Here is a 21850-nt window from a genome sequence, read left to right on the forward strand (position 1 = left end):
CCCGCCGTACGCTGGCCCCCATGAACGAGATGCCCCGGGACCACCGGCCCGCGAAGTGCATCCGGGTGCTGCTCGCCGAGGACCAGGGCATGATGCGCGGCGCGCTCGCCCTGCTGCTCGGCATGGAGGCGGACATCGAGGTCGTGGCCCAGCTGGGCGCGGGCAGCGGCATCGTGGACGCCGTGCTCACGCACCGCCCGGACGTGGCCCTGCTGGACATCGAACTGCCGGGCATGAGCGGCCTCGACGCGGCGGTCGAGCTGCGGGACCAGGCGCCCGACTGCCGGGTGCTGATCCTCACCACCTTCGGCCGCCCGGGCTATCTGCGCCGGGCCATGGAGGCCGGGGCGGCCGGCTTCCTCGTCAAGGACGGGCCGGTGGAGGAGCTGGCGGCGGCGATCCGCCGGGTGCTCGCCGGGGAGACCGTGGTCGATCCGGCGCTGGCCGCCGCCGCGCTCAGCGCCGGACCCAGTCCGCTGACGGCCCGCGAGTGCGAGGTACTGCAGGCGTCGGTGGACGGGGCGACCGTCGCGGACATCGCCGCCAGGCTGCACCTGTCCGAGTCGACCGTCCGCAACTACCTCTCCTCCGCGATCGGCAAGACCGGCACCCGCAACCGGGCCGAGGCGGTGCGGGAGGCCCGGCAGCAGGGCTGGCTGTGAGCGGCACGGCCCCCTCGGCGGGTCACCTCGTCACCTCGGCGTCCTGGTAGGCCGTTCCCTGGGGGGCGATGCACACGAACCAGTTCCCTCCCGGGTAGCCGGCCACCGGGCGGATCAGCGAGGTGCCGCCGTGGCCGGCGGGGCCCTCCAGCGGGGCCACGGTGGAGCTGCCGTCCTTCCAGCGGCAGGTGACCTCCCGGGCGGTCTTCGCCACATGCCCGACCACCAGCCGTTCGGGAGCCGTGGGACGCACCTCCTCGAGGGGGACGGCGGCGGCCATGAGGTCGGTGCCCGAGAGGCGGTCGACCCTCCGGTGCGTGTCGAACATGACCACCAGGGAGCGGCCGTCGCCGTAGGACCGCATCGAGAAGTACGACGTCCTGCCGACGAGGTCGGCGGCCTTGTCCACCGCCGGCCGCAGGCCCGCCCGCCTCATCGCGTCGAACTGCCGGACCGCCTCCCGCGTGTCGCGCGGCGCCCCCCACACCTCAACCCAGACCCGCCACTCCTTGCCGCGCTCGGTCCCCCGCGCCAGCTCCGTCCGCTGCGGGGCGTACACATGTCTCTCCTCCGCGGAGGCCGGGCGGGACGCCACCGACGTCCCCCGGTCGGCGTGTTCTCCGGGCAGCCCGGCGAAGGCCAGCGTGGCCCCCGTCGAACCCGCCAGCACCAGGGCCGTGGCCGCCGCCACCGCCCAGCGCCGCGCCTTGCGGCGCCGGCCGCCGCGGATGACGGCCTGGACGGGGGCTATGCCGATCTCGACCTCGTCCGCCGCGTCCGCGAGCAGGAGGGCGATGTCCGTCTGTGTCATGTCGTGGTTCTCCCGGTCCGCGCTCATCACTTCCGCCCTCCGTGCGTCACCATGTCGGCCAGTCCCGGTATGGCGCGGAGTTTCGCGATCCCCTTGGCCGCGTTGCTCTTCACCGTGCCGACCGAGCAGCCCATCGCCTCCGCCGCCTGTGTCTCCGTCAGGTCCTCCCAGTAGCGCAGCACGACCGCCTCCCGCTGCCGGGCGGGCAGTTGCGCGAGCGCCTGGAGCAGGGCGCTGCGGTCGTCGGCCTGGGCGATCCGGTCGCCGGTGTCGGCCACCTCGCGCACCAGGCCGGAGTCGTCCTTCGGCGCCAGGAACTCCCTGAGCCTGCGGCGGTGTCTGCGCGCGTGCGCGTTGATCATCACGCGCCGTACGTACGCCTCCGGGTCGTCCGCGCCGCCGACGCGGCGCCAGGCCACGTAGACCTGTTCGAGCGTCGACTGGACCAGGTCCTCGGCGGCGTGCTGCTCCCCCGTGAGGAGAAATGCCGTACGCATCAACCGCGGCCAGCGGCCGACCACGAAGCTCTGGAACTCCTCGTTCCGAGTCTGCTTCCCGTCCCCCATGGGCACCTCCTAGATGTCTAAAGGAGTCCATGGACCGCCCGGACCGTTGCCCCGGTCGGCACGGAGATTTCTCCCCTCGCGCGGTGACGCCGCGTCAGTAACCCATGAAACGGTCAAGGATTCGTTAGAGGCCCGAAGCAACGGAATAGTTGCCTGTGCATACGAGGTTTACCCGGCACTTATGACACGCGGAAGGCCTCACCCCATGCCAGACACGACGACCGACCAGCCCACCCGGAGAGCGGGCGGCGCCGTGGTCCCCGTGCTCGCGTTCGCGGGCATCGTGGTCGCGGTGATGCAGACGCTGCTCGTGCCGGTCATCAAGGACCTGCCGCAGCTCCTGGACACCGCCCCCAGCAACGCCACCTGGGTCCTCACCTCGACCCTGCTGTCCGGCGCCGTCGCCACCCCGATCATGGGCCGGCTCGGCGACCTGTACGGCAAGCGCCGCATGCTGGTCCTCAGCCTCGCCGTGATGGTGGTCGGCGCCCTGGTCAGCGCGGTCACCAGCCAGCTGCTCCTCATGATCGCCGGCCGTACCCTGCAGGGCTTCGCCATGGGCGCGATCCCGCTCGGCATCGGCCTGATGCGCGACATGCTGCCCCGCGAGAAGCTCGGCTCGGCCATGGCCCTGATGAGTTCCTCGATCGGCGTCGGCGGCGGCCTCGCCCTGCCCGCCGCCGCCCTGGTCGCGCAGCACGCCGACTGGCACGCCCTGTTCTACGGCGCCGCCGGCCTCGGCGCGCTCGCCATCGTCCTCACCCTCGTGGCCGTACCGGAGTCCCCGATGCGCGCCGAGGGCTCCTTCGACCTGCTCGGCGCGCTGGGCCTGTCCACCGGCCTGGTGCTGCTCCTGCTGCCGATCACCAAGGGCAGCGACTGGGGCTGGTCGTCGGGCACGACGCTCGGCCTGTTCGCCGGGTCCCTCGCCGTCCTGCTGCTGTGGGGCGTGTACGAGCTGCGCGTCCCGGCGCCCCTGGTCGACCTGCGCACCACCGCCCGCCGCGAGGTGCTGCTCACCAACCTGGCCTCGATCATGGTCGGCGTCAGCTTCTACGTCGTCTCCCTCGTCCTGCCCCAGCTGCTCCAGCTGCCCACCGCCACCGGCTACGGCCTCGGCCAGTCCATGGTCGTCGCCGGCCTGTGCGTGGCCCCGCTGGGCCTGACGATGATGTTCACCGCCCCGGTCTACGCCCGCCTGTCCGCCCGCTACGGCCCCAAGGTCACCCTGATCACCGGCCTGCTGGTCATCGCGATCGGCTACGGCGGCGGTCTCGGCCTGATGGACGCGGCCTGGCAGACGGTCGTCACCTCCGTGGTCCTCGGCGCCGGCATCGGCCTCGCCTACTCCTCGCTGCCCGCGCTGATCGTCGGCGCGGTCCCGGCCTCGGAGACCGGCGCGGCCAACGGTCTGAACACCCTGATGCGGTCCATCGGTACGTCGGTGTCCAGCGCCGTCATCGGCATGGTGCTGGCCAACACCGCGGACGACGTGGGCGGCGTCGAGATCCCGACCATGCACGGATTCCGGGTCTCCTTCCTCATCGCCACCGCGGCGGTCGCCGTGGGCCTGCTCCTGGCGATCTTCCTGCCGAAGGCCGCGCGGCCGGGTCCGCAGCACACGCAGCTGCGGGCGAGCAGCGAGGAGGAGGCCAACCTGGAGCGGGCCGAGGAGGTGCTGCGGGGGTTCCGGGGACGGGTCCTCGACGCCGGCGGCGCGCCCGTCGCCCGGGCCAAGGTCACCCTGATCGACCGGCGGGGGCGGCAGGCCGGTGCGACGGTCTCCGACGAGGACGGCAGCTACGCGCTGGCCGTGCCGGCGCAGGGGGCGTACGTGCTGGCCGCCCGGGCCGCCGGGCACGGGCCGCTGGCCTCCTCGGCCAGCCATTCCGGTGAGGAGCGGGCCGTCGATCTGGATCTCTCGCTGCCCGGGGAGTCCGTGAACGCCTGACGGGTGCCTGGTCCCGCCGTCCGGCGGCCGCGGCACCGTCCCGGTCCATCGGGCCCGCGCGGAGCCCCGCGCCGGACCCGGCCCCACGCCCCTTCCGGGCACCGTACGCACCCCCGGTCACCCCTGTGACCGGGGGTGCGGCAGCATGGGCGCTCCGACTGCCCTACGACCGAAAGGCGCCCCATGCCCGCCGCTCCCCAGCCCGAGATCCTGGCCGCGTTCGAGGCGGCGAAGGGGTTCATGCCCGTCGACGAGGGGCTGGCGCTCTACGACGCGGCCGTCACCGCCGGGCGGCTCGGGCTGCCGTTGCTGGAGGTCGGGACCTACTGCGGGCGCTCCACGATCCTGCTGGCCGACGCGGCGCGCACGGCCGGGGTCACCGCGCTGACCGTCGACCACCACCGGGGCAGCGAGGAGCAGCAGCCCGGCTGGGACTACCACGACCCGGAGACGGTCGACCCCGAGATCGGCCTGATGGACACGCTGCCCGCCTTCCGGCGCACGCTGTACAGGGCGGGCCTGGAGGAGCACGTCGTCGCCGTCGTCGGCCGCTCCCCGCAGATAGCGGCGGTGTGGAACTCCCCGCTCGGGTTCGTGTTCGTCGACGGCGGCCACACCGACGAGCACGCCGGCGCCGACTACGAGGGCTGGGCGCCGCACGTGGCCGAGGGCGGGCTGCTCGTCATCCACGACGTCTTCCCCCATCCGGAGGACGAGTTCACGGGTCAGGCGCCGTACCGGGTGTACCTGCGGGCCCTTGGTTCCGGGGCGTTCACGGAGGTCTCGGCGACCGGCTCGCTGCGTGTCCTGCGGCGAACGGGAGCGGGGATCTGAGGCCCCGGTTAGAGTCGCAGACGTGTCGTACACAGGACCGGAATTCGATCCCCCGCAGCAGCGCCGGCCCCGCCGGGGCCCGCTGACCGTGGCGCTCGCCGCGCTGGTGCCCGGTGCTCTGCTCGGCTGGCTGGTGTACGAGGAGGTGGGCGGCGGTTCGGGCGCCGAGGTCCGTACGGCCTCCCCCGCGCCGGCCTCCAGCGCCTCCCCGTTGTCCTCCGCGCCCGGCAGCGCCTCCACCGCCGCATCCCCGGACGCCTCCCCGCACACCTCTGCCGGTGACGACGGCAAGGTGTCCGGTACCCCCTCGGACCGGCCGGGCGGCACCGGCCCGCTGAAGGGCAAGGTCGTGGTGATCGACCCGGGACACAACCCGGGCAACTTCCGCCACACGGCCGAGATCAACCGCCAGGTGGACATCGGAACGAACCACAAGGAGTGCGACACCACCGGGACGTCCACCAACGACGGTTACACCGAGGCGCGGTTCAGCATGGACGTCGCCCACCGGCTGCGCACGCTCCTGGAGCGGCAGGGCGCGACGGTGAAGCTGACCCGCGACGGGGACAGCCCGGCCTGGGGGCCGTGCGTGGACGAGCGGGCCCGGATCGGCAACACCGCGCGCGCGGACGCGGCCGTCTCGATCCACGCCGACGGCTCCGCCCCCGGCAACCGCGGCTTCCACGTCATCCTGCCGGGGTCCGTGCACGCGGGTGCCGCCGACACCCGTCCCATCGTCGGCCCCTCCCACGACCTCGGGGTGCGCATCGCGGGCACGTTCCTCCGCGAGACCGGCGAACCGCCCTCCAACTACCTGGGCGAAGGTACCGGTCTCGTCACGCGTACGGACCTGGGCGGTCTCAATCTGTCAACGGTTCCCAAGGTGTTCATCGAGTGCGGCAACATGCGCGATAGCAAGGACGCGGCGCTGCTGACCAGCGGAGCCTGGCGGCAGAAGGCCGCGCAGGGGATCTCTGAGGGAATCGTGAGTTTCCTGCGTCGGTCCTGACCGGCGGGCGGAACCGGCCGGACAGCCGGATCTTGCGGACGGTAGTGTCTACCGACGACGAGACGACCTACGAAGGACCTGAAGTGAATATCCGCTCCCTCACTAGAGGCGACGGCGTGGTGATCGGAGCAGCGGTGGTGCTGTTCATCGCGTCGTTCCTCGACACGTTCGACAGCGACGGCAGCGACATCCCCAACGCCTGGGACAACTTGGGCCTGGTGATGAGCATGTACGTCGGCGGCATCGTCGGCGCGGTCCTGATCGTCCTCGCTCGTGCCCTGGCGCAGCCCCGCAAGGTCGTCGGCCTCGACCTCGGCCAGGTGGGAGTCGCCTTCACGGTCTTCGCCGCCTGGACGTCGTTCTGGACGATCGTCGACCCGCTCGGCGCCCTCGACGAGAACGAGCTGTTCAAGGTCGACGCCGGCGCCGGCCTGATCCTCGGCCTGATCGCCGCGCTGCTGCTGGCCGCGGGCGCCGTCGCCACCCCGCTCGTCCCCGCCCTCCAGGCCCCCCTGGTCCCGGCCGCCAAGCCGGTCGCCCCGCAGCCCTACGGCGCCCAGCCGCCCGGTGGTTACGGCTACCCGGGTGCCCAGCCGCAGCAGCCGTACGGTGCGCAGCCGCAGCCGGGCCAGCCGTTCGGCCAGCAGCCGCCGGCCGCCCAGACCCCCGCTCCGGGCGTCCCGGCCGCGCAGGCTCCGGCCGCGGACTTCTCGCCGTACTGGTTCGCCGTGCCGGTGACCCGCCCGCTGTTCGCGGAGGACGGCTCGCCGACGCCGATCGCCGAACTGGCGCCGGGTACCTGGTACCTGGCGGTCGAGCAGCGCGGTACCGCGCTGGTCGCGCAGACCCAGGACGGCCGTCGTGGCGTGCTCCAGGACACCTCCGGCATCCAGCGCGGCTGAGCCGGACGCCGGGCACAAGCGGCCCCTCGCCCTTCCGGGCGGGGGGCCGTTGTCGTACAGTCGCCCGCACCGCTGGTATCTGACGGTACGTCAGGAGGCAGGCGTATGCGGCTCGGTCTCGCACTCGGGTACTGGGGGCGCGGTCCCGACGCCCGTCATGTGCCGCTCGCCCGGGAGGCGGAGCGGCTCGGGTACGACTCGGTGTGGACGGCGGAGTCCTGGGGCTCGGACGCCTTCACGCCGCTGACCTGGATCGCCGCACAGACCTCAACGATCCGGCTGGGTACGGCGGTTGCCCAGATGGCCGCCCGCTCACCGGCCGCCACCGCGATGCACGCGCTCACCCTGGACCACCTCTCCGGCGGGCGGGTGCTGCTCGGACTGGGGCTCTCCGGGCCGCAGGTGGTGGAGGGCTGGTACGGCCGCCCGTTCCCGGGGTCGCCGCTGACCGCGACCCGGGAGTACGTGGACACCGTACGGCAGGTGCTGCGGCGGGAGGCGCCGGTGGAGGTGGAGGGGCGGTTCCATCCCCTCCCCTACCGGGGGCCGGACGGCACCGGGCTCGGCAAGCCGCTCAAGCCGATCACCCACCCCCTGCGCGGCGACCTCCCCGTCCTGCTGGGCGCCGAGGGCCTCCGGATGGTCGCCCAGACGGCCCGGATCGCCGACGGCTGGCTGCCGCTGTACTGGGCGCCGAGCCGGCCGGAGGTGTACGGGGACGCGGTGCGGACGTTGCCGGAAGGGTTCATGGTGGCGCCGATGGCACGGGTGACGGTGTGCGACGACGTGGCGGAGGGGCTGCTGCCCGTGAAGGCCATGCTCGGCTTCTACATCGGCGGCATGGGGCACGCGGCCCGCAACTTCCACGCCGACCTGATGGCCCGCATGGGGTACGAGGCCGAGGCGCGGCGGATCCAGGAGCTGTTCCTCGCCGGGCGGCGGGAGGAGGCCGTGCTGGCCGTGCCGGACGCCTTCGCCGACGAGGTCTCCCTGGTCGGGCCCCGTGAACGCATCGCCGAACGGCTGGAGTTGTGGCGCGCGGGCCCGGTGACGGACCTGCTGGCCCTGTCACCGGACCCGCACAGCCTGCGGGTGCTGGCCGAGCTGAACTCCTAGCCCTTGGTCAGCTGGGAGGTGGAGGGCACCTGGTCCTTGACCGGGGCGCCGGCGCTCTGCCCCGCGTCCTTGACGTCGCCGATGACGTCGTTGAAGGAACTCGCCGCGCCCTCGTCGCCCTTGCGGAGCCTGGACGGGAGGTTCTTCAGGGCGTCGATGCCGGAGCTGAGCGGGGCGAGGGCCTTGGAGAGGAGCGGGTCGCCCTGGGCGTTGCGCTGGGCCGCCTTGAGCCGGTTGTAGGCGAAGGCTCCGGCGAGGCCGGCCTTGACCAGGGCCAGCTTGCGGCCCTTGGCGCCCTTCTTGAAGGTGCCGGCCTTCCAGGGCTTCACGATCCACTGGTAGACCGCGCCGGCGGCGAGGCCCGCGTTCGCCACGAAGCGTGTCTTGGCGAACTTCTGGCGTTCCGCGGACGTGGTCGGGCTGGGCGTGCCGACGGTCGGACTGGGGGTGTCGGCGGCGGGCTGGGCCTCAACCGCCGCGGTGTCCTTCGTCCTGCTCGCACTGTTCTCGTTGCCGCAGGCGGTGGCACCGGCCACCAGCGCACAGCACAGGGTGAGCGCCACGAAGAGGCGCCGTATCGGTACGGGCACGAGGTCCTCCGGACATGTCCTCCCCGAGCGGTCTGCTTCCTCCGGCAGCCTCACCCGAGCCGACCGGATCCGCCACTCGGGGGACACCGTCCGGGTCCCGTACGGGTCGTGTCCCCGGTCCCCCACGGGGCGTCTCTCGGGGGTGCCGTACGGGGCGTCTCTCGGGGTGCCGTACGGGGCGTCTCCGGGGGGTGTCAGGGCCGTATCGGGGGTTTCACCGCACCCCGCCCGGCAATCCGGAAGGTATGTCCCCTCGATATCGCAACGGTGCGAATCAGGCCGGTACGGTGATCGCGGTCGTCGCCGACGTCATGGCGCTGATCCTCGGCCTGTGGATCCTGATGTACCTGCTGGACGCCAACCGGGCCAACAGCCTGGTGCAGTTCGTCCACGACGCGGCCTCCTGGCTGGCCGGCTGGTCCCACGACCTCTTCACGTTCGACGAGGCCTGGGCCCGGGTCGTCGCCGGATACGGCCTCGCCGCCGTCGTCTACCTCTTCGTCGGCCACGCCATAGCCAACCGGATGCACCGGCACTGAGCGGCGCGGATCAGTCGCAGCAGTCCGGGTCCAGGCCCGTCGGCAGGTGTTCGCCGCCGAAGACCGCGCACGTGGCCTCGTGGCCGCCCAGCGCGGCCACGGCCAGGAGGAGGGAACCCGCCGTCCAGGTGGTCAGCTCGCGGGGCCAGACGGCGTCGTCGTCGAAGACGTAGCCCGTCCAGTACAGGCCGCTGTCCGGGTCCCGCAGGTGCTGGATGGACTGGAGGATCTCCAGGGCCCGGTCGGACTCGCCCACCGCCCACAGGGCGAGCGCGAGTTCGCTGGACTCGCCGCCGGTCACCCACGGGTTGGGCACCACGCAGCGCACGCCCAGGCCGGGGACGACGAAGCGGTCCCAGGACTCCTCGATGCGGGCCTTGGCCTCCACGCCCGTCAGCGCTCCGCCGAGGACCGGGTAGTACCAGTCCATCGAGTAGCGGTCCTTGTCCAGGAAGCGCTCGGGGTGACGGCGGATCGCGTGGCGCAGCGCCCCGGCCGCCAACTCCCAGTCGGGTTGCGGCTCCTCCCGCTGGTCGGCGATGGCGAGCGCGCAGCGCAGGGCGTGGTGGACGGAGGAGCTGCCGGTGAGCAGGGCGTCCGCCGTCGGCGTGCCGTCGTCCTCGCGGCGCCAGCCGATCTGCCCGCCGGGCTGCTGGAGCCGCAGCACCCACTCGACGGCCGCGTAGACGGTCGGCCACATCCGGTCCAGGAACGTGTCGTCGCCCGTGGACAGGTAGTGGTGCCAGACGCCTACGGCTATGTAGGCGACGAAGTTGGACTCGCGGGACCGGTCGGTGACGTCGTCGTGGGCGCCGTCGGCGTAGGCGGCGTACCAGGAGCCGTCCTCGTTCTGGTGCCGGGCGAGCCAGCCGTAGGCCCGCTCGGCGGCCTCGTGCTCACCGGCCGCGTCCAGGGCCATGGCGGCCTCGGTGTGGTCCCACGGGTCGAGGTGGTGCCCGCGGAACCACGGGATCGCCCCGTCCTCCCGCTGCACGGCGAGGATGCCGGCGACGGTCGCGGCGGCCTGCTCGGCGGTGAGGACCCCGGGCAGGACCAGGTGTTCTGTCCGGGGAGTGGTCACCGGCCGCCCGCCTCGGAGGTCTCGGCACCGGTCTCGGCGAGGCGCGGCAGGTGCGGCTTGGTCGCGTAGACCACGAAGCTCTTGCCGATCAGCGGGTTCAGCGCCTGCTCGGCCACCCGGGTGGCGAGCGGCTTCTTCATGATGTCCCAGACCAGCAGCTTGTGGTACGCCCGCACCGGCAGCGCCTTGTCGTTGTCGACGCCGAACGCGCACTTCAGCCACCAGTACGGCGAGTGCAGGGCGTGCGCGTGGTGGGTGCCGTACGGCTTCAGGCCCGCCTCGCGGACCTTCGCGACCAGCTCGTCCGCCTTGTAGATGCGGATGTGGCCGCCCTCGACCTCGTGGTAGGCGTCGGACAGCGCCCAGCAGATCTTCTCCGGGCCGTAGCGCGGCACGGTGATCGCGATGCGCCCGCCGGGCCTGAGGACGCGCACCATCTCCGCGAGCACACCCTTGTCGTCGGGGATGTGCTCCATCACCTCGGAGATGATGACGACGTCGAAGGACTCGTCGGGGAAGGGCAGGGCGAGGGCGTCGCCCTCCATCGCCGTGGCGGTGGCGCCCTCCGGTGCCTCGCCGGCCTCTTTCATCGCCGCGAACCACTTGGCGACCTCGCGGATCTCCTCGCCGTTCTGGTCCAGGGCCACGACCTGGGCGCCGCGCCGGTAGCACTCGAAGGCGTGCCGGCCGGCTCCGCAGCCGAGGTCCAGGACGCGGTCGCCCGGTGCGAGCGGGAACCGGGAGAAGTCGACGGTCAGCACGTGGCCCTGCTTTCGGAGGAGACGCCTGCAACACTTGCCGCAGCCGCGGAGCGGCCGGGGGTCGGGGCCGCGGAGCGGCTGTCGCCCGCCGCGGAGCGGGCGTCGCGGCGGGGGCCCGCGGAGCGGGCGACGGCCTCGCGGTAGTGGGCCACGGTGCCCTCGGCGGCGCGGGCCCAGGTGAACTTCTCCAGCACCCGCTCCCGGCCCGCCGCCCCGAGCCGCGCCCGCAGCTCACGGTCCCCCAGCAGCCGGCCGAGCCCGGCGGCCAGCGCTCCCGCGTCGCCGGGCGGTACGGCCAGGCAGGTCTCGCCGTCACGGCCCGCGACCTCCGGGATGGCGCCGCCGGTGGTGGCGACCAGCGGGGTGCCGGTGGCCATGGCCTCGGCGGCGGGCAGCGAGAAGCCCTCGTACAGGGAGGGCACGCAGGCCACCTGGGCGGAGCGGATCAGGTCGACCAGTTCGGCGTCGGAGATGCCCTTGACGAACTCGACGGCGCCTTCGAGGCCGTACCGCTCGATCGCCTGCGCGACCGGGCCCTCCTGCGGGCGCTTGCCGACGACGACGAGGTGCGCGGCCGGGTGCTCGGTGCGCACCTTCGCGAGCGCCTCCACGAGGAACACCAGCCCCTTCAGCGGCACGTCGGCGCTGGAGGTGGTGACGATCCGGCCCGGCACCTCCGGCACGGCCGGATTCGGCGCGAACAGGTCGGTGTCGGCGCCGATGTGGACGACGTGGACGCGGTCGCCGCGGACGCCGAGGTGGTCCACGATCTCCTGGCGGGAGCTGCCGGAGACGGTGAGGACCGAGGGCAGTCGGCGGGCGACGCGCTTCTGCATGCGGGTGAAGGCGTACCAGCGGCGCACCGAGTAGCGGCGCTGCCAGGTGTCGGCGGCGTCCAGCTCCAGCTGCCGGTCCACGGTGATCGGGTGGTGGATCGTGGTGACCAGGGGCGCACCGATGTCGCCCAGCAGGCCGTAGCCGAGGGTCTGGTTGTCGTGGACGACGTCGAACTCGCCGCGCCGGGCGCGCAGGTGGTGGCGGGCGCGCAGCGAGAACGTCAGCGGCTCGGGGAAGCCGCCGGTCCACATGGTGGCCACTTCCAGGGCGTCGATCCAGTCCCGGTACTCCTCCCGCTTCGGGGTGCGGAAGGGGTCGGGCTGGCGGTAGAGGTCGAGGCTGGGCAGCTCGGTGAGGGTGAGGCGCGGGTAGCCCTCGTCGAGGACGGGGTACGGCTGCGAGCCGATCACCTCGACGCGGTGGCCGAGGCGGGCCAGCTCGCGCGAGAGGTGCCGCACATAGACACCCTGGCCCCCGCAGAACGGGTTCCCTTTATAGGTGAGGAGCGCGATGTCGAGCGGTCGCATCCCGTCGGCAGCGGGTTCCTGGCCGGCACCCGCTTCCCGGGCCTCAGCGGTCACTCCGTGCCCCCTTCTGCCTGCACTGTCCCGCGAGACTACGACGGGACGCTAATCTAGAACAAGTTTCAGACTTGATCGTTCAAGAGCCTCTGAATCTACCGGCAGGTAGGGGCGCTGTGAGCAGTGGATCAGGTGATTCGCGCCACGGCGCACGGCCCTGCCGGGCCGTCCGATCACGAGCCCTACAGACCCCCTCACCGACTGTCACGGAACGGGACCCATGCCTGCGGAAGCCAGCACCTCGCGTCCGGCCTCTCCCTCTCTCACCGAGCGGCAGGAGGCCCGTCGGCGCAGGATCCTGCACGCCAGCGCCCAGCTGGCCAGCCGGGGCGGGTTCGACGCGGTGCAGATGCGCGAGGTCGCCGAGTCCTCCCAGGTGGCGCTGGGCACGCTGTACCGCTACTTCCCGTCCAAGGTGCATCTGCTGGTCGCCACGATGCAGGACCAGCTGGAGCACATGCACGGCACCCTGCGCAAGAAGCCGCCCACGGGCGACACGGCGGCCGAGCGCGTCGCCGAGACCCTGATGCGCGCGTTCCGGGCCCTGCAGCGCGAGCCGCACCTGGCCGACGCGATGGTCCGCGCGCTCACCTTCGCCGACCGCAGCGTCTCCCCGGAGGTCGACCAGGTCTCCCGCCAGACCACCGCGATCATCCTGGACGCGATGGGCCTGGCGGACCCCACCGCCGAGCAGCTCTCCGCGGTCCGGGTCATCGAGCACACCTGGCACTCGGCGCTGGTCACCTGGCTGTCGGGGCGCGCCTCGATCGCCCAGGTGAAGATAGACATCGAGACGGTGTGCCGCCTGATCGACCTCACGACCCCCGGCCCCCGCCGCTGATCCCCCGCCGCCGATCCCCGCCGCCGGTGCCGCGGCGCCCGGACACAGCGCGAAGAGGGCAGAAGAAGACCTACGAGACGGGTTCCCTTCGCCGGCATGGTCCGGATCAGGTGATGGGGGTCGCCGTCCGGCCTGACTGCTGCCTTCCGGCCTCTCAGCCCTACCGTCGCTGTCGGCCCGGGCGGATGCCTGTGCGTCTCGCCCAAGTCGGCTACTCCGGTGGGACTCCCTCACTCGCCTCGTAGGCTGATACCAGCATAGAACGGATGACGCCTGACGGAACCGTTCAATTCACACCATTTGCCAACAACACGAACGGCTCACCTCCGGCCGACGCCTCCGACCGACGCCCGCGCCTGCGCCTGCGCCTGCGACCAGCGGCAGCCGGCGCTCCCCGCGCTCAGGCGCCGACCGCCTTGCGGGTGCCGTACTTCGTGCCGACGTAGACGACCTTCTTGAACAGCAGGGCGGTGCGTCCCTTGATGTGGCGGTCGCGGAGCGTGTCGTCGCTCTGGGTGAACTGGGCCACCGCGTCCTTGCCGCCGAGGCTGACGCACCGGGCCACATAGCGCACCGCGTACGGCTCCGGCGCGCGGCCCTCGGCGAGCCGGGCCATGGCCTCGACTGCGGCACCGGCCTGCGGGGCGGCGGTCTGGCAGCCGAACCGGGTGCCGGGTACGCCCGCGCAGTCGCCGATGGCGAAGACCCTCGGGTCGCTGACGCTGCGCAGGAACTCGTCCACGACGACCCGGCCGCCCGCGTCGACCTGGAGGCCGCTGCGCTCCGCGAGCGGGGGCACGCCCGCGACGATCGCCCACAGGGTCAGGTCGGACCCGATCTCCCGCCCCGACCGCAGCCGCAGCAGACCGCCGAACCCCCCGTCCTCCGCGACGACTTCCTCCACCCCGTCGTCCACGACGTCCACCCCGAGCCGGTGCAGCGCGGCGAGGGCCCGCTGCCGCGCCCGGCCGGACAGGCAGTCGGCGACCGCCGCCCCGACGAGCCGCACCCGCAGACCGGGCCTGGCCTCGGCCACCTCGGTCGCCGTCTCGATGCCGGTGGCCCCGCCCCCGACCACGGTGACGGTGCTCCCCGCCGGAAGCGCGGCGAGCGCGGCCCGCGCCTGCTCCGCACCCTCCCAGGTGCCCACCGGAACGGTGCCCGGCAGCGGCCGCACCGTGCTGCCCACGGCGAGGAAGAGGTAGTCGAACCCGATGCTCTCCCCGTCGGCGAGGGTGACGACACCGTCGCCGATCTTCTCCACGGTCCCGGTCCGCGACGCGATGCCGGCCCCCAGCATCGAGGTGAGCGGCGTGGCCGCCACAGCGGTCCCGGCGACCTGCTGGTGCAACCGGATCCGCTCCACGAACTCGGGCCGCTCGTTGACCACGGTGACCTCGGCACCCTTCACCCGCTTGGCCACCCGGTTCGCCGCGAACGTCCCCGCGTAACCGGCACCCACCACCACGACCTTCATCTCGGCCTCCTGTCGAAGCAACGTTTCGCATCCGGGACGAGACAGGCACCGCGGGCCGTGACACGAGGCGTATGTGACCCCCGTCACACAGTGAAAGCAGGCGTGAGGAACGCCGTCCACCCCTACTCCTCCGGCGGAAACACCGCCTCCCCGCTCCCCGGCAGAGTGATCACGATCGCCTCCACCGGGCAGCTCTCGGCCGCTTCCAGGATCTGTTCGCTCGCGTCGGTGTCCGGCTCGACGGGGTGGGACTGGCGGGCGGTGTCGAGGCGGAAGCCGGCCGGGGCGTGGTGCAGGCACTGGGCGGAGCCGATGCACACCGACCGGTCGACCTCGACGTGCCAGCGGTCGCCCATGGGTCACGCCCCCGCCGGAAGGTGGATCATCTTGTGCTCCAGGTACTCCCCGTACCCCTCCGGGCCGAACTCCCGGCCCAGGCCGGAGTTCTTGTAGCCGCCGAACGGGCCGAGCATGTCCAGGCTGAAGGTGTTGACGGAGTAGGTGCCGGTGCGGACCTGCCGGGCGATGTCGATGCCGTGCCGGGTGTCGGCCGTCCACACGCTGCCGGACAGGCCGTAGTCGGAGTCGTTGGCGATCTTCACGGCCTCGGACTCGTCGCCGTACGGGATGAGGCAGACGACCGGGCCGAAGATCTCCTCGCGGGCGATGCGCATCGTGTTGTCGACGTCGCCGAAGAGAGTGGGTTCGACGTACCAGCCGCGGTCCAGCCCGGCCGGACGGCCGCCACCGGTGAGGATCTTGGCGCCCTCCTCCTGGCCGATGCGGATGTAGTCCAGGTTGCGCTGCTGCTGGCGGCGGGCGACCAGCGGACCGACCTGGGTCGCGGGGTCGAGCGGGTCGCCGACCCTGAGGGCGCCGGCCGCAGCCGTGAAGGCGTCCGCGAACTCGTCGTAGCGGGCGCGCGGCAGCAGGATGCGGGTCTGGGCGACGCAGGCCTGCCCGTTGTTCATCCAGGCCGCCGGCACGATGCCCGCCACGGCCGCCTGGACGTCCGCGTCCGGCAGCACCAGCGCCGCCGACTTGCCGCCGAGTTCCAGGGTGACCCGGGTGAGGTTGCGGGCGGCGACCTCCATCACGCGCTTGCCGGCCGCGACCGAGCCGGTGAAGGAGACCTTGTCGACGCCGGGGTGGCCGACCAGGTACTCACTGACCTCGCGGTCGGCGGGGAGGACGGACAGCACGCCCTCGGGGAGGCCGGCCTCGCGGGCGATCCCGGCGAGGAGGTAGGCGTCCAGCGGGGACTCGGGGGACGGCTTGAGGACGACCGTGCAGCCGGTCAGCAGCGCGGGCGCCAGTTTCGCGGCGGCGACGAACTGCGGGACGTTCCAGGGGACGACCGCGGCGACCACGCCCACCGGTTCGCGCCGGACCAGGATCGGGCCCAGCACACCGTCCCTGCGCTCCTCGTAGGTGAAGTCGCGGGCGACCCGGATCGCCGCGTCCCACACCATCATCGCGCCGAGCGCCTGGGCGAGGACGCTCCAGGAGTACGGCGAGCCGTTCTCGGACGAGATCACCCGGGCGATCTCCTCGTGCCGGGCGGCGATGCCGTCCTTGATGCGGGTGACGACCTCGATCCGCTCTTCCGGCGTGGCGCGCGGCCAGGGCCCTTCGTCGAAGGCACGGCGCGCGACGGCCACGGCCCGGTCGACGTCCGCCCGGGACGCGTGCGGCACCCGGCCGATGACCTCCTCGGTGTGCGGCGAGACCACCTCGATGACGTCCCGGCCCAGCGGGTCGGTCAACTCGCCGCCGATGAACAGCTGTCCGTGTTCCACGAGCTCGGTCATGACCGACTGCCTCCCACCGCACCGCACCGCACCCGCCGCTTCCGGCGGCCCGGCACTGGTTTCTGACGCTGTTTCAGAACTGATACCAGTTCTAGTTATAGTGGGCAATGGCCGTGGGGGCGGAGGGTGGAGGGGCGGGGATCCGGATGGTGACGGCGTTCGATCACGGCGGGGGCGTGCGGTCGGTGCGGGTGCCCATCCCGGACAACCCCCTCGGCCACACGCTGGTGTACGTGGTGGACACCGACCGGGGCCCGGTGCTCATCGACACCGGCTGGGACGACCCGGGTTCCTGGGACACGCTGGTGGCGGGCCTCGCGGGCTGCGGTACGGCGGTCGGGGAGGTCTACGGGGTCGTCATCACCCATCACCACCCCGATCACCACGGGCTGTCGGCGCGGGTGCGTGAGGCGTCCGGTGCCTGGGTGGCGCTGCACGCGGCCGACGCGGCGATCGTGCGCCGGGCGCGGGAGACCCGGCCGGAGCGCTGGTTCTCGTACATGGCGGCCAAACTGACGGCGGCCGGGGCGCCCGAGGCGCACGTGGCGCCGCTGCGGGCACCCCGCGCCCGGGCCCTGCCCGGCCTCTCCCCCGCCCTGCCCGACCGGGAGATCGTCCCGGGGGAACTCCTCGACCTGCCCGGCCGCCGGCTGCGCGCCGTCTGGACGCCGGGGCACACGCCGGGCCATGTCTGCCTGCACCTGGAGGAGGAGCACCCGGCGCACCTCCCCGGCCGGGGCCGCCTGTTCAGCGGCGACCACCTGCTGCCCGGGATCACCCCGCACATCGGCCTGTACGAGGACCCCGACGACGCGACCGTCACGGATCCCCTCGGTGACTACCTCGACTCCCTGGAGCGGATCGCCCGGCTCACCCCCGCCGAGATCCTCCCGGCCCACCAGCACCCCTTCACCGACGCCCCGGCGCGGGTGCGGGCGCTGCTCGACCACCACGAGGGCCGGCTGTCCAACCTCCTCGCCCTCCTCGCCGAGCCCCTCACCCCCTGGCAGCTCGCCGAACGCATGGAGTGGAACCGCCCCTGGTCCGACATCCCCTACGGCTCCCGCACCATCGCGGTGTCGGAGGCGGAGTCCCACCTGCGCCGCCTGGTGAAGCAGGGCCGCGCGGAGCCGGTACCGGGGAGCGAGCCGGTGGCGTACACGGCGGTGTGAGGAGCCGGCCGCCGGCCCGCCAGGGGCCAGGCGGACGGGCGTCAGGCAGACAGTCCGGGGGGGGGCAGGCGACCGGGGGAACAGGCAGCCGGAATGGCAGCGGACCGTTCAGGCGCCCCCGTTGCCCTCCGCCCGCTCCGAGGCGATGATCATCTCGGCCAGGTCGGCCAGGGTGGCGAGCTGGCGGGCGTTCATCTGCGGGGCCCGGGCGGCCAGGCGTATCAGTCCGCTCTCGCGCAGCCGCAGCAGCGGGTCCGCCTCCGCCTCCAGGCTCTGCAGCACCGGTTGCAGCGCCTCGTGCAGCGCCTCCGACTCGTCCGCCGTGAAGAAACCCGCGGGCAGGCCGAAGAACCGCCGCAGCCGGTCGGCGTGTTCCAGGCTCGGCATGCCGCTCTTGCGCCACTCGCTCAGCCACTGCCGGCTGGTTCCGGCGATCCTGGCCAGCTCGTCCAGCGAGTACCGCTTGCCGTCCGGCCGGCGCCGGCTCTCCCGGATGAAGTCCAGGCGCTGGCGCACGCGTTGGGCCAGGCCGGTCTCGGGCGCGCGGCCGCCGGAGAGCAGTTCCACGACGACGCCGACGGGGATGCCGGTCCGGTAGGACAGGCCCGCCACGTCGAGGGTCTCCGGCAGTCGGCCGGGTCGGCCGGTCAACTCGCCCAGCCGGTCGAGGACTTCGGCCAGGGAGGCGTAGGCGTCACTCACCGAGGTCCCCCCTGGGCGCGTCGTCCGTTCGATGGCTTGGCTGACCGCGAGGCTACCCGTTCGCCCCTTCGGCTACCAGATGCGGCAAGGGTCCCTGCCTAATTACGCAGCTATCGTTGACAGTTCATGCCGCCGTGGGTGAGGATCGCTGCACGGAGAGCAAGATCCGACCCACCCCGGGTGCCGCCTATGGGGGAGCGGCACCCGGGGTGTTTCTTGTCCGCCCTCTCCCGAGGAAGGCCCAGGCATCCATGGCGCAGCCCGTCGTGCTCCTCGGGGCCGGCCGCCGGGACTCCTGCGACGAGTTCCCGCTGGCGCGGATCGCCGCGGTCCGCCCGGTGGTCCTGGTCGACCCGGATCCGCCCGCCTGGACCCGCCCGTATCTGGCCGGGTACCTCACGGCCGACCCGGCGCGGGAGGCGCACACGACCGAGGCGGTGCTCGCGTACGCGGCCGGGCATCCGGTGGCCGGCGTCCTGACCTGGTCCCGAGCGCACCTGACCACCGCCGCGCGGATCACCGCCCGGCTGGGGTTACCGGGCCTGCCGTACGAGACGGCCGCGGCCTGTGCCGATCCCGTCGCGTTACGGACCCTGCTGCACCGCAGCCGGCTGCCGACGACCGGCCCCCGGGACGAGGGGGACACACCGGACGCAGGGAACACAGGGCAGGCGCGGGACGGCGAAGGGCCCCTGGTCTCCGCCGAGACGGTCGTCCTGGACGACGAGGTCCACATCGTCGCGCTCACCCGGACGACCCCGGGTCCGCCGCCCGCCCGCAGCCCGCTGCGGCACCACGTCCACGCCCACGACGGGCTCCTGCACAACCGTTTCCTGCGCACGTGCGTGGAACGGACGGCACGCGCACTGGCCCTGACCCACACGGTCGCGCACATCACGTTACGACTCACCGCCCGCGGCCCCCGCGTCCTGGCCGTCGCCCCGCACCTGCCCGGCGACCTGATCCCGCTGCTGGTCGAACGGGCCACCGGCGTCGACCTCGCCACGGCCGCGGCCGCCCTGGCCACCGGCGACCAGCCGGACCTCACCCCCACCCGGCAGCGCGCCGCCGCCGTGCAGTTCGCCTACCCGACCGTGACCGGCCGCCTGACCCACCTCCACCTGGACCCCGCCGCCGAACACGACCCGTCCGCCGACCACATGCTCCTCACCCGCCACCCCGGCGACCCGGTGACAGCGGCCCCCCACGCGGACGTCACCGACCGACTGGCCCGGTGGGTGGCGACGGGCGAGGACCCGACGGCCTGCGAGGAAGCCCTGCGCCGCCTGGCCCGCCACCTGACGGTGACGGTGGCCCCGGCCCCGGACGTCCACGCGGCCTAGGGGGTTTCGTTTGGATCAGGTCGGATCAGGCCGCGGCGTCCGGTGCGGTGCATCGCAAGGCGGAGGATCACCCGCGTACTGGGCGTACTCGGGTGGTCCGACAACGCGGCGAGGTGCCGTGCCGGGCGTCGCGGACCCGGGCTGATCCAAACGAAACCCCCTAGGAGGGGAGTCCGGCGGCAGCCGGCCGGGGCGTGGCGGGGACGTCCGCCACCGTCACCGGAAGAGGAGGCGGTCCCGCACGGAGAAGTGCGGGGCCACCTGGACCTCCAGCACGCCGGCGCACGCGCCCATGTGGAAGTCGACCGAAGCCTGCCTGGCCGACGGGCCGGACGTGAAGGACAACCGTGTCGCGCTCTCGCGGAAGACGTCCAGCAGCACCTCACCACCACGCGACCAGCGCACCCTGACCGACCTGGCGAGGACGTCGTAGGAGAGGACGAGCGACTCCCCGCCGCCCTCGCACCAGGTAAGGACGCGCGCGCCGCCTTCATCGGTGTCCGGCCACTTGCCCGTCGCTTCGAGGACCTCTTCGTCGCCGGGGGCGAGGAACTCCCGGTACATCCGGTGCATGTCGTGCGTCTCCGCGTGGGGGGCGCAGGGCGGAGCCCATCATCACCGGGGCCCTCGGAGGCGGCAACATCGGCGCGTTGCCCTCGGTGGCCGGGCCTCCCCCGGCCCCGCCCGGCCGTGACCCCGCTCACCACCCCCCTGTGCGCACAGCCACCCCTCGGCCTCCGCAGGGCGGCCGGTAAAGTGGCGGGGTCGTCATCACACCCGTACGGGGGGAAGCCGGTGCAAGTCCGGCGTCGGCCCTTCCCCAGGTTCTCGACTTCGCTCGGACAGGGGACGCCCCGGTCCGTGTACCGCCGCGCAGGCGGCGAGCCGGACTGCCCCGGGCGGGACGTTGACCGGCTCGCGTGCGTCGGCGGCCCGCCGCGCACGGCACCGTCGAGGTCTACGGAGCCGAGCAGCCCGGGGTGTCACCCGTGCGCCGCCCGGCTCCCCGCAGGAGAGGCAGTCGCCGACCATGAACGTCCGCCGCAGTGCCGCGGCTCTCGCCGCCGTAGGCGTGCTGGCCGCCGCCGCGCCCGCCACGGCCGCCGACCCGTCCCCGTCCCCGAAGGTGACGGTCCCGTCCGGGCTGTACGGCAAGGGCGACCCGACGTACGACGGCGTGTGGCGGCAGTCGCTCACGCTGATCGCGCAGCGGACGCTCGGCTACCGGCCCGCCACCGCGGCCGTCGACTGGCTCGCCGGACAGCAGTGCGCGAACGGCTCCTTCGCCGCCTTCCGCGCCGCCCCCGCGAAGCCCTGCGACGACAAGGTCAAGGCCGACACCAACAGCACGGCCGCCGCCGTCCAGGCCCTGGCCGCGACCGGCGGACACGGCGGTGCCGTGGAGAAGGCCGTGGGCTGGCTGAAGTCCGCGCAGAACAAGGACGGCGGCTGGAGCTACTACCCGGGCGGTCCCAGCGACACCAACTCCACCTCCGTCGTCATCGGCGCGCTCGCCGCGGCCGGCACCGACCCGGCGGACGTCCGCACGTCCGGCAAGTCCCCCTACGACGCGCTGCCCGCCTGGTCCATCCCCTGCGACCAGGACGGCGGCGGCGCCCTCGCCTACCAGCCGGACAAGAAGGGCGAGCTGCTCGCCAACGCGGACGCGACGGCGGCCGGTCTGCTGGGCGCGCTCGGCAAGGGCTTCGTCGCGGAGGCCGGCAAGGCCCCGGCCCAGGACGCCTGCGCCGAGTCCGGACACCTCACCCGCGCCCAGGTCGCGGACAACGCCGGCGCCTACCTGGGCACGGCCGTCGCGAAGACCGGCCACCTCCTGTCCACCCTGCCCGGCGCCAAGGACCAGCCCGACTACGGCAACACCGCCGACGCCGTCGTCGCGCTCGCCGCGGACGGCCGGACCGAGCCGGCGAAGAAGGCGTACGCCTGGCTGGAGAAGAACGCCGGACCCTGGGCGACCCAGAGCGGCCCGGCCGCCTACGCCCAGCTGATCCTCGCCGCCCACGCGATCGGCGAGCAGCCGGGCGACTTCAACGGCACCAGCCTGGTCGGTTCCCTCAACGCGCTCGGCCCGGCCCCGCGGATGGACTCCGCCGCGCACAGGCCCGCCGCGCAGGAGGAGGACTCGAAGAGCAGTGTCTGGTGGATCGTCGGTGTCGGTCTCGTCGCCGGCATCGGCATCGGCTTCCTGCTCAGCGGCCGGAAGAAGCCCCGGCCGTGACCGTAGTCCGCCGTACCGCGCCGGC

22 protein-coding genes are annotated in these 21850 nt (G+C 73.2%); 11 read left to right on the forward strand and 11 right to left on the reverse strand.

Features of this window, described 5'->3' with window-relative positions; all coding sequences use genetic code 11:
* The first annotated feature begins 20 nt into the window (after nucleotides 1–20).
* Nucleotides 21–662 carry a response regulator transcription factor gene (locus tag IEZ20_RS00375; protein ID WP_189294018.1) on the forward strand — a complete coding sequence of 214 codons (642 nt, stop codon included), beginning with the start codon at nucleotides 21–23 and terminating at the stop codon, nucleotides 660–662.
* Between the two features lie 22 nt (nucleotides 663–684).
* On the opposite strand, the gene IEZ20_RS00380 is transcribed toward IEZ20_RS00375, so the two are convergent.
* Both IEZ20_RS00380 and IEZ20_RS00385 read right to left on the reverse strand, forming a co-directional pair.
* The gene (locus IEZ20_RS00380; RefSeq protein ID WP_189294019.1) at nucleotides 685–1503 is read right to left on the reverse strand and encodes a hypothetical protein; all 819 of its coding nucleotides are present in this window, start codon (nucleotides 1501–1503) and stop codon (nucleotides 685–687) included.
* Nucleotides 1500–2039 (reverse strand): SigE family RNA polymerase sigma factor, encoded by a 540-nt coding sequence (locus tag IEZ20_RS00385; RefSeq protein ID WP_189294020.1) that lies wholly within the window; start codon nucleotides 2037–2039, stop codon nucleotides 1500–1502. Before IEZ20_RS00385 ends, IEZ20_RS00380 begins: the two co-directional genes overlap by 4 nt.
* A gap of 205 nt (nucleotides 2040–2244) precedes the next feature.
* On the opposite strand from IEZ20_RS00385, the gene IEZ20_RS00390 reads away from it, so the two are divergent.
* From IEZ20_RS00390 to IEZ20_RS00410, 5 genes are all read left to right on the forward strand, one after another.
* Entirely contained in the window at nucleotides 2245–3990 is a 1746-nt protein-coding gene (locus IEZ20_RS00390; RefSeq protein WP_189294021.1) for an MFS transporter, read from the forward strand.
* A gap of 183 nt (nucleotides 3991–4173) precedes the next feature.
* Nucleotides 4174–4824 (forward strand): class I SAM-dependent methyltransferase, encoded by a 651-nt coding sequence (locus tag IEZ20_RS00395; protein ID WP_189294022.1) that lies wholly within the window; start codon nucleotides 4174–4176, stop codon nucleotides 4822–4824.
* A gap of 22 nt (nucleotides 4825–4846) precedes the next feature.
* The gene (locus IEZ20_RS00400; protein ID WP_189294023.1) at nucleotides 4847–5833 is read left to right on the forward strand and encodes an N-acetylmuramoyl-L-alanine amidase; all 987 of its coding nucleotides are present in this window, start codon (nucleotides 4847–4849) and stop codon (nucleotides 5831–5833) included.
* 83 nt (nucleotides 5834–5916) lie between these two features.
* On the forward strand, nucleotides 5917–6735 hold the full coding sequence (locus IEZ20_RS00405; protein ID WP_189294024.1) for a DUF5336 domain-containing protein: 819 nt from the start codon (nucleotides 5917–5919) through the stop codon (nucleotides 6733–6735).
* A gap of 105 nt (nucleotides 6736–6840) precedes the next feature.
* Nucleotides 6841–7851 (forward strand): LLM class F420-dependent oxidoreductase, encoded by a 1011-nt coding sequence (locus tag IEZ20_RS00410; protein WP_189294025.1) that lies wholly within the window; start codon nucleotides 6841–6843, stop codon nucleotides 7849–7851.
* Here IEZ20_RS00410 and IEZ20_RS00415 read toward each other — a convergent pair.
* Complete coding sequence (locus tag IEZ20_RS00415; RefSeq protein ID WP_189294026.1) at nucleotides 7848–8441, reverse strand: hypothetical protein; 594 nt, start codon at nucleotides 8439–8441, stop codon at nucleotides 7848–7850. The two genes, IEZ20_RS00410 and IEZ20_RS00415, sit on opposite strands and share 4 nt — an antisense overlap.
* Nucleotides 8442–8686: 245 nt before the next feature.
* On the opposite strand from IEZ20_RS00415, the gene IEZ20_RS00420 reads away from it, so the two are divergent.
* Nucleotides 8687–8980: a hypothetical protein gene (locus tag IEZ20_RS00420; RefSeq protein WP_189294027.1), complete on the forward strand. Its 294-nt coding sequence runs from the start codon at nucleotides 8687–8689 to the stop codon at nucleotides 8978–8980.
* A 10-nt stretch (nucleotides 8981–8990) separates the two neighbouring features.
* On the opposite strand, the gene IEZ20_RS00425 is transcribed toward IEZ20_RS00420, so the two are convergent.
* From IEZ20_RS00425 to IEZ20_RS00435, 3 genes are read right to left on the reverse strand one after another with little or no spacing between them, the layout of a single operon-like run.
* Nucleotides 8991–10061, reverse strand: coding sequence for a prenyltransferase/squalene oxidase repeat-containing protein (locus IEZ20_RS00425; RefSeq protein ID WP_189294028.1), 1071 nt, complete (start codon nucleotides 10059–10061; stop codon nucleotides 8991–8993).
* Nucleotides 10058–10822 (reverse strand): class I SAM-dependent methyltransferase, encoded by a 765-nt coding sequence (locus IEZ20_RS00430; RefSeq protein ID WP_189294029.1) that lies wholly within the window; start codon nucleotides 10820–10822, stop codon nucleotides 10058–10060. The genes IEZ20_RS00425 and IEZ20_RS00430 overlap by 4 nt, the downstream gene beginning before the upstream one ends.
* A complete protein-coding gene (locus IEZ20_RS00435; RefSeq protein WP_189294030.1) occupies nucleotides 10816–12240 on the reverse strand; it encodes a glycosyltransferase family 4 protein in 1425 nt (474 codons plus the stop codon). Before IEZ20_RS00435 ends, IEZ20_RS00430 begins: the two co-directional genes overlap by 7 nt.
* Nucleotides 12241–12460: 220 nt before the next feature.
* Here IEZ20_RS00435 and IEZ20_RS00440 point away from each other — a divergent pair, with 220 nt between their 5' ends.
* Nucleotides 12461–13081: a TetR family transcriptional regulator gene (locus tag IEZ20_RS00440; protein ID WP_189294031.1), complete on the forward strand. Its 621-nt coding sequence runs from the start codon at nucleotides 12461–12463 to the stop codon at nucleotides 13079–13081.
* A gap of 400 nt (nucleotides 13082–13481) precedes the next feature.
* Here the strand turns inward: IEZ20_RS00440 and IEZ20_RS00445 are convergent, their stop codons facing one another.
* The 3 genes from IEZ20_RS00445 to IEZ20_RS00455 all read right to left on the reverse strand — a co-directional run bounded on the left by IEZ20_RS00445 (nucleotide 13482) and on the right by IEZ20_RS00455 (nucleotide 16369).
* Nucleotides 13482–14558 carry an NAD(P)/FAD-dependent oxidoreductase gene (locus tag IEZ20_RS00445; RefSeq protein WP_189294032.1) on the reverse strand — a complete coding sequence of 359 codons (1077 nt, stop codon included), beginning with the start codon at nucleotides 14556–14558 and terminating at the stop codon, nucleotides 13482–13484.
* Between the two features lie 122 nt (nucleotides 14559–14680).
* Nucleotides 14681–14914 carry a ferredoxin gene (locus tag IEZ20_RS00450; RefSeq protein WP_189294033.1) on the reverse strand — a complete coding sequence of 78 codons (234 nt, stop codon included), beginning with the start codon at nucleotides 14912–14914 and terminating at the stop codon, nucleotides 14681–14683.
* Nucleotides 14915–14917: 3 nt separating this feature from the next.
* Entirely contained in the window at nucleotides 14918–16369 is a 1452-nt protein-coding gene (locus IEZ20_RS00455; protein WP_189294034.1) for an aldehyde dehydrogenase, read from the reverse strand.
* A 146-nt stretch (nucleotides 16370–16515) separates the two neighbouring features.
* Between IEZ20_RS00455 and IEZ20_RS00460 the strand changes: the two genes are divergently transcribed.
* A complete protein-coding gene (locus tag IEZ20_RS00460; protein WP_189294035.1) occupies nucleotides 16516–17541 on the forward strand; it encodes a Strvi_7410 family MBL fold metallo-hydrolase in 1026 nt (341 codons plus the stop codon).
* A gap of 108 nt (nucleotides 17542–17649) precedes the next feature.
* On the opposite strand, the gene IEZ20_RS00465 is transcribed toward IEZ20_RS00460, so the two are convergent.
* A complete protein-coding gene (locus IEZ20_RS00465; protein ID WP_189294036.1) occupies nucleotides 17650–18243 on the reverse strand; it encodes a helix-turn-helix domain-containing protein in 594 nt (197 codons plus the stop codon).
* 251 nt (nucleotides 18244–18494) lie between these two features.
* On the opposite strand from IEZ20_RS00465, the gene IEZ20_RS00470 reads away from it, so the two are divergent.
* On the forward strand, nucleotides 18495–19586 hold the full coding sequence (locus tag IEZ20_RS00470) for an ATP-grasp domain-containing protein (RefSeq protein WP_189294037.1): 1092 nt from the start codon (nucleotides 18495–18497) through the stop codon (nucleotides 19584–19586).
* A gap of 216 nt (nucleotides 19587–19802) precedes the next feature.
* Here IEZ20_RS00470 and IEZ20_RS00475 read toward each other — a convergent pair whose 3' ends face one another.
* Nucleotides 19803–20159 (reverse strand): hypothetical protein, encoded by a 357-nt coding sequence (locus tag IEZ20_RS00475; protein ID WP_229895824.1) that lies wholly within the window; start codon nucleotides 20157–20159, stop codon nucleotides 19803–19805.
* 457 nt (nucleotides 20160–20616) lie between these two features.
* On the opposite strand from IEZ20_RS00475, the gene IEZ20_RS00480 reads away from it, so the two are divergent.
* On the forward strand, nucleotides 20617–21825 hold the full coding sequence (locus tag IEZ20_RS00480; RefSeq protein WP_189294038.1) for an SCO2321 family membrane protein: 1209 nt from the start codon (nucleotides 20617–20619) through the stop codon (nucleotides 21823–21825).
* Nucleotides 21826–21850 lie beyond the last annotated feature (25 nt).

The sequence above is a fragment of the Streptomyces cinerochromogenes genome, from assembly GCF_014648635.1.
GTDB lineage: Bacteria > Actinomycetota > Actinomycetes > Streptomycetales > Streptomycetaceae > Streptomyces > Streptomyces cinerochromogenes.

What these genes read in the sequence shown, in the direction of transcription:
- IEZ20_RS00375 (WP_189294018.1), top strand. Translation starts at nt 21, where the DNA reads ATGAACGAGATGCCCCGGGACCACCGGCCCGCGAAGTGCATCCGGGTG.
- IEZ20_RS00385 (WP_189294020.1), bottom strand. Translation starts at nt 2,039, where the DNA reads ATGGGGGACGGGAAGCAGACTCGGAACGAGGAGTTCCAGAGCTTCGTG.
- IEZ20_RS00390 (WP_189294021.1), top strand. Translation starts at nt 2,245, where the DNA reads ATGCCAGACACGACGACCGACCAGCCCACCCGGAGAGCGGGCGGCGCC.
- IEZ20_RS00395 (WP_189294022.1), top strand. Translation starts at nt 4,174, where the DNA reads ATGCCCGCCGCTCCCCAGCCCGAGATCCTGGCCGCGTTCGAGGCGGCG.
- IEZ20_RS00410 (WP_189294025.1), top strand. Translation starts at nt 6,841, where the DNA reads ATGCGGCTCGGTCTCGCACTCGGGTACTGGGGGCGCGGTCCCGACGCC.
- IEZ20_RS00420 (WP_189294027.1), top strand. Translation starts at nt 8,687, where the DNA reads ATGTCCCCTCGATATCGCAACGGTGCGAATCAGGCCGGTACGGTGATC.
- IEZ20_RS00440 (WP_189294031.1), top strand. Translation starts at nt 12,461, where the DNA reads ATGCCTGCGGAAGCCAGCACCTCGCGTCCGGCCTCTCCCTCTCTCACC.
- IEZ20_RS00445 (WP_189294032.1), bottom strand. Translation starts at nt 14,558, where the DNA reads ATGAAGGTCGTGGTGGTGGGTGCCGGTTACGCGGGGACGTTCGCGGCG.
- IEZ20_RS00450 (WP_189294033.1), bottom strand. Translation starts at nt 14,914, where the DNA reads ATGGGCGACCGCTGGCACGTCGAGGTCGACCGGTCGGTGTGCATCGGC.
- IEZ20_RS00455 (WP_189294034.1), bottom strand. Translation starts at nt 16,369, where the DNA reads ATGACCGAGCTCGTGGAACACGGACAGCTGTTCATCGGCGGCGAGTTG.
- IEZ20_RS00460 (WP_189294035.1), top strand. Translation starts at nt 16,516, where the DNA reads ATGGTGACGGCGTTCGATCACGGCGGGGGCGTGCGGTCGGTGCGGGTG.
- IEZ20_RS00470 (WP_189294037.1), top strand. Translation starts at nt 18,495, where the DNA reads ATGGCGCAGCCCGTCGTGCTCCTCGGGGCCGGCCGCCGGGACTCCTGC.
- IEZ20_RS00475 (WP_229895824.1), bottom strand. Translation starts at nt 20,159, where the DNA reads ATGCACCGGATGTACCGGGAGTTCCTCGCCCCCGGCGACGAAGAGGTC.
- IEZ20_RS00480 (WP_189294038.1), top strand. Translation starts at nt 20,617, where the DNA reads ATGAACGTCCGCCGCAGTGCCGCGGCTCTCGCCGCCGTAGGCGTGCTG.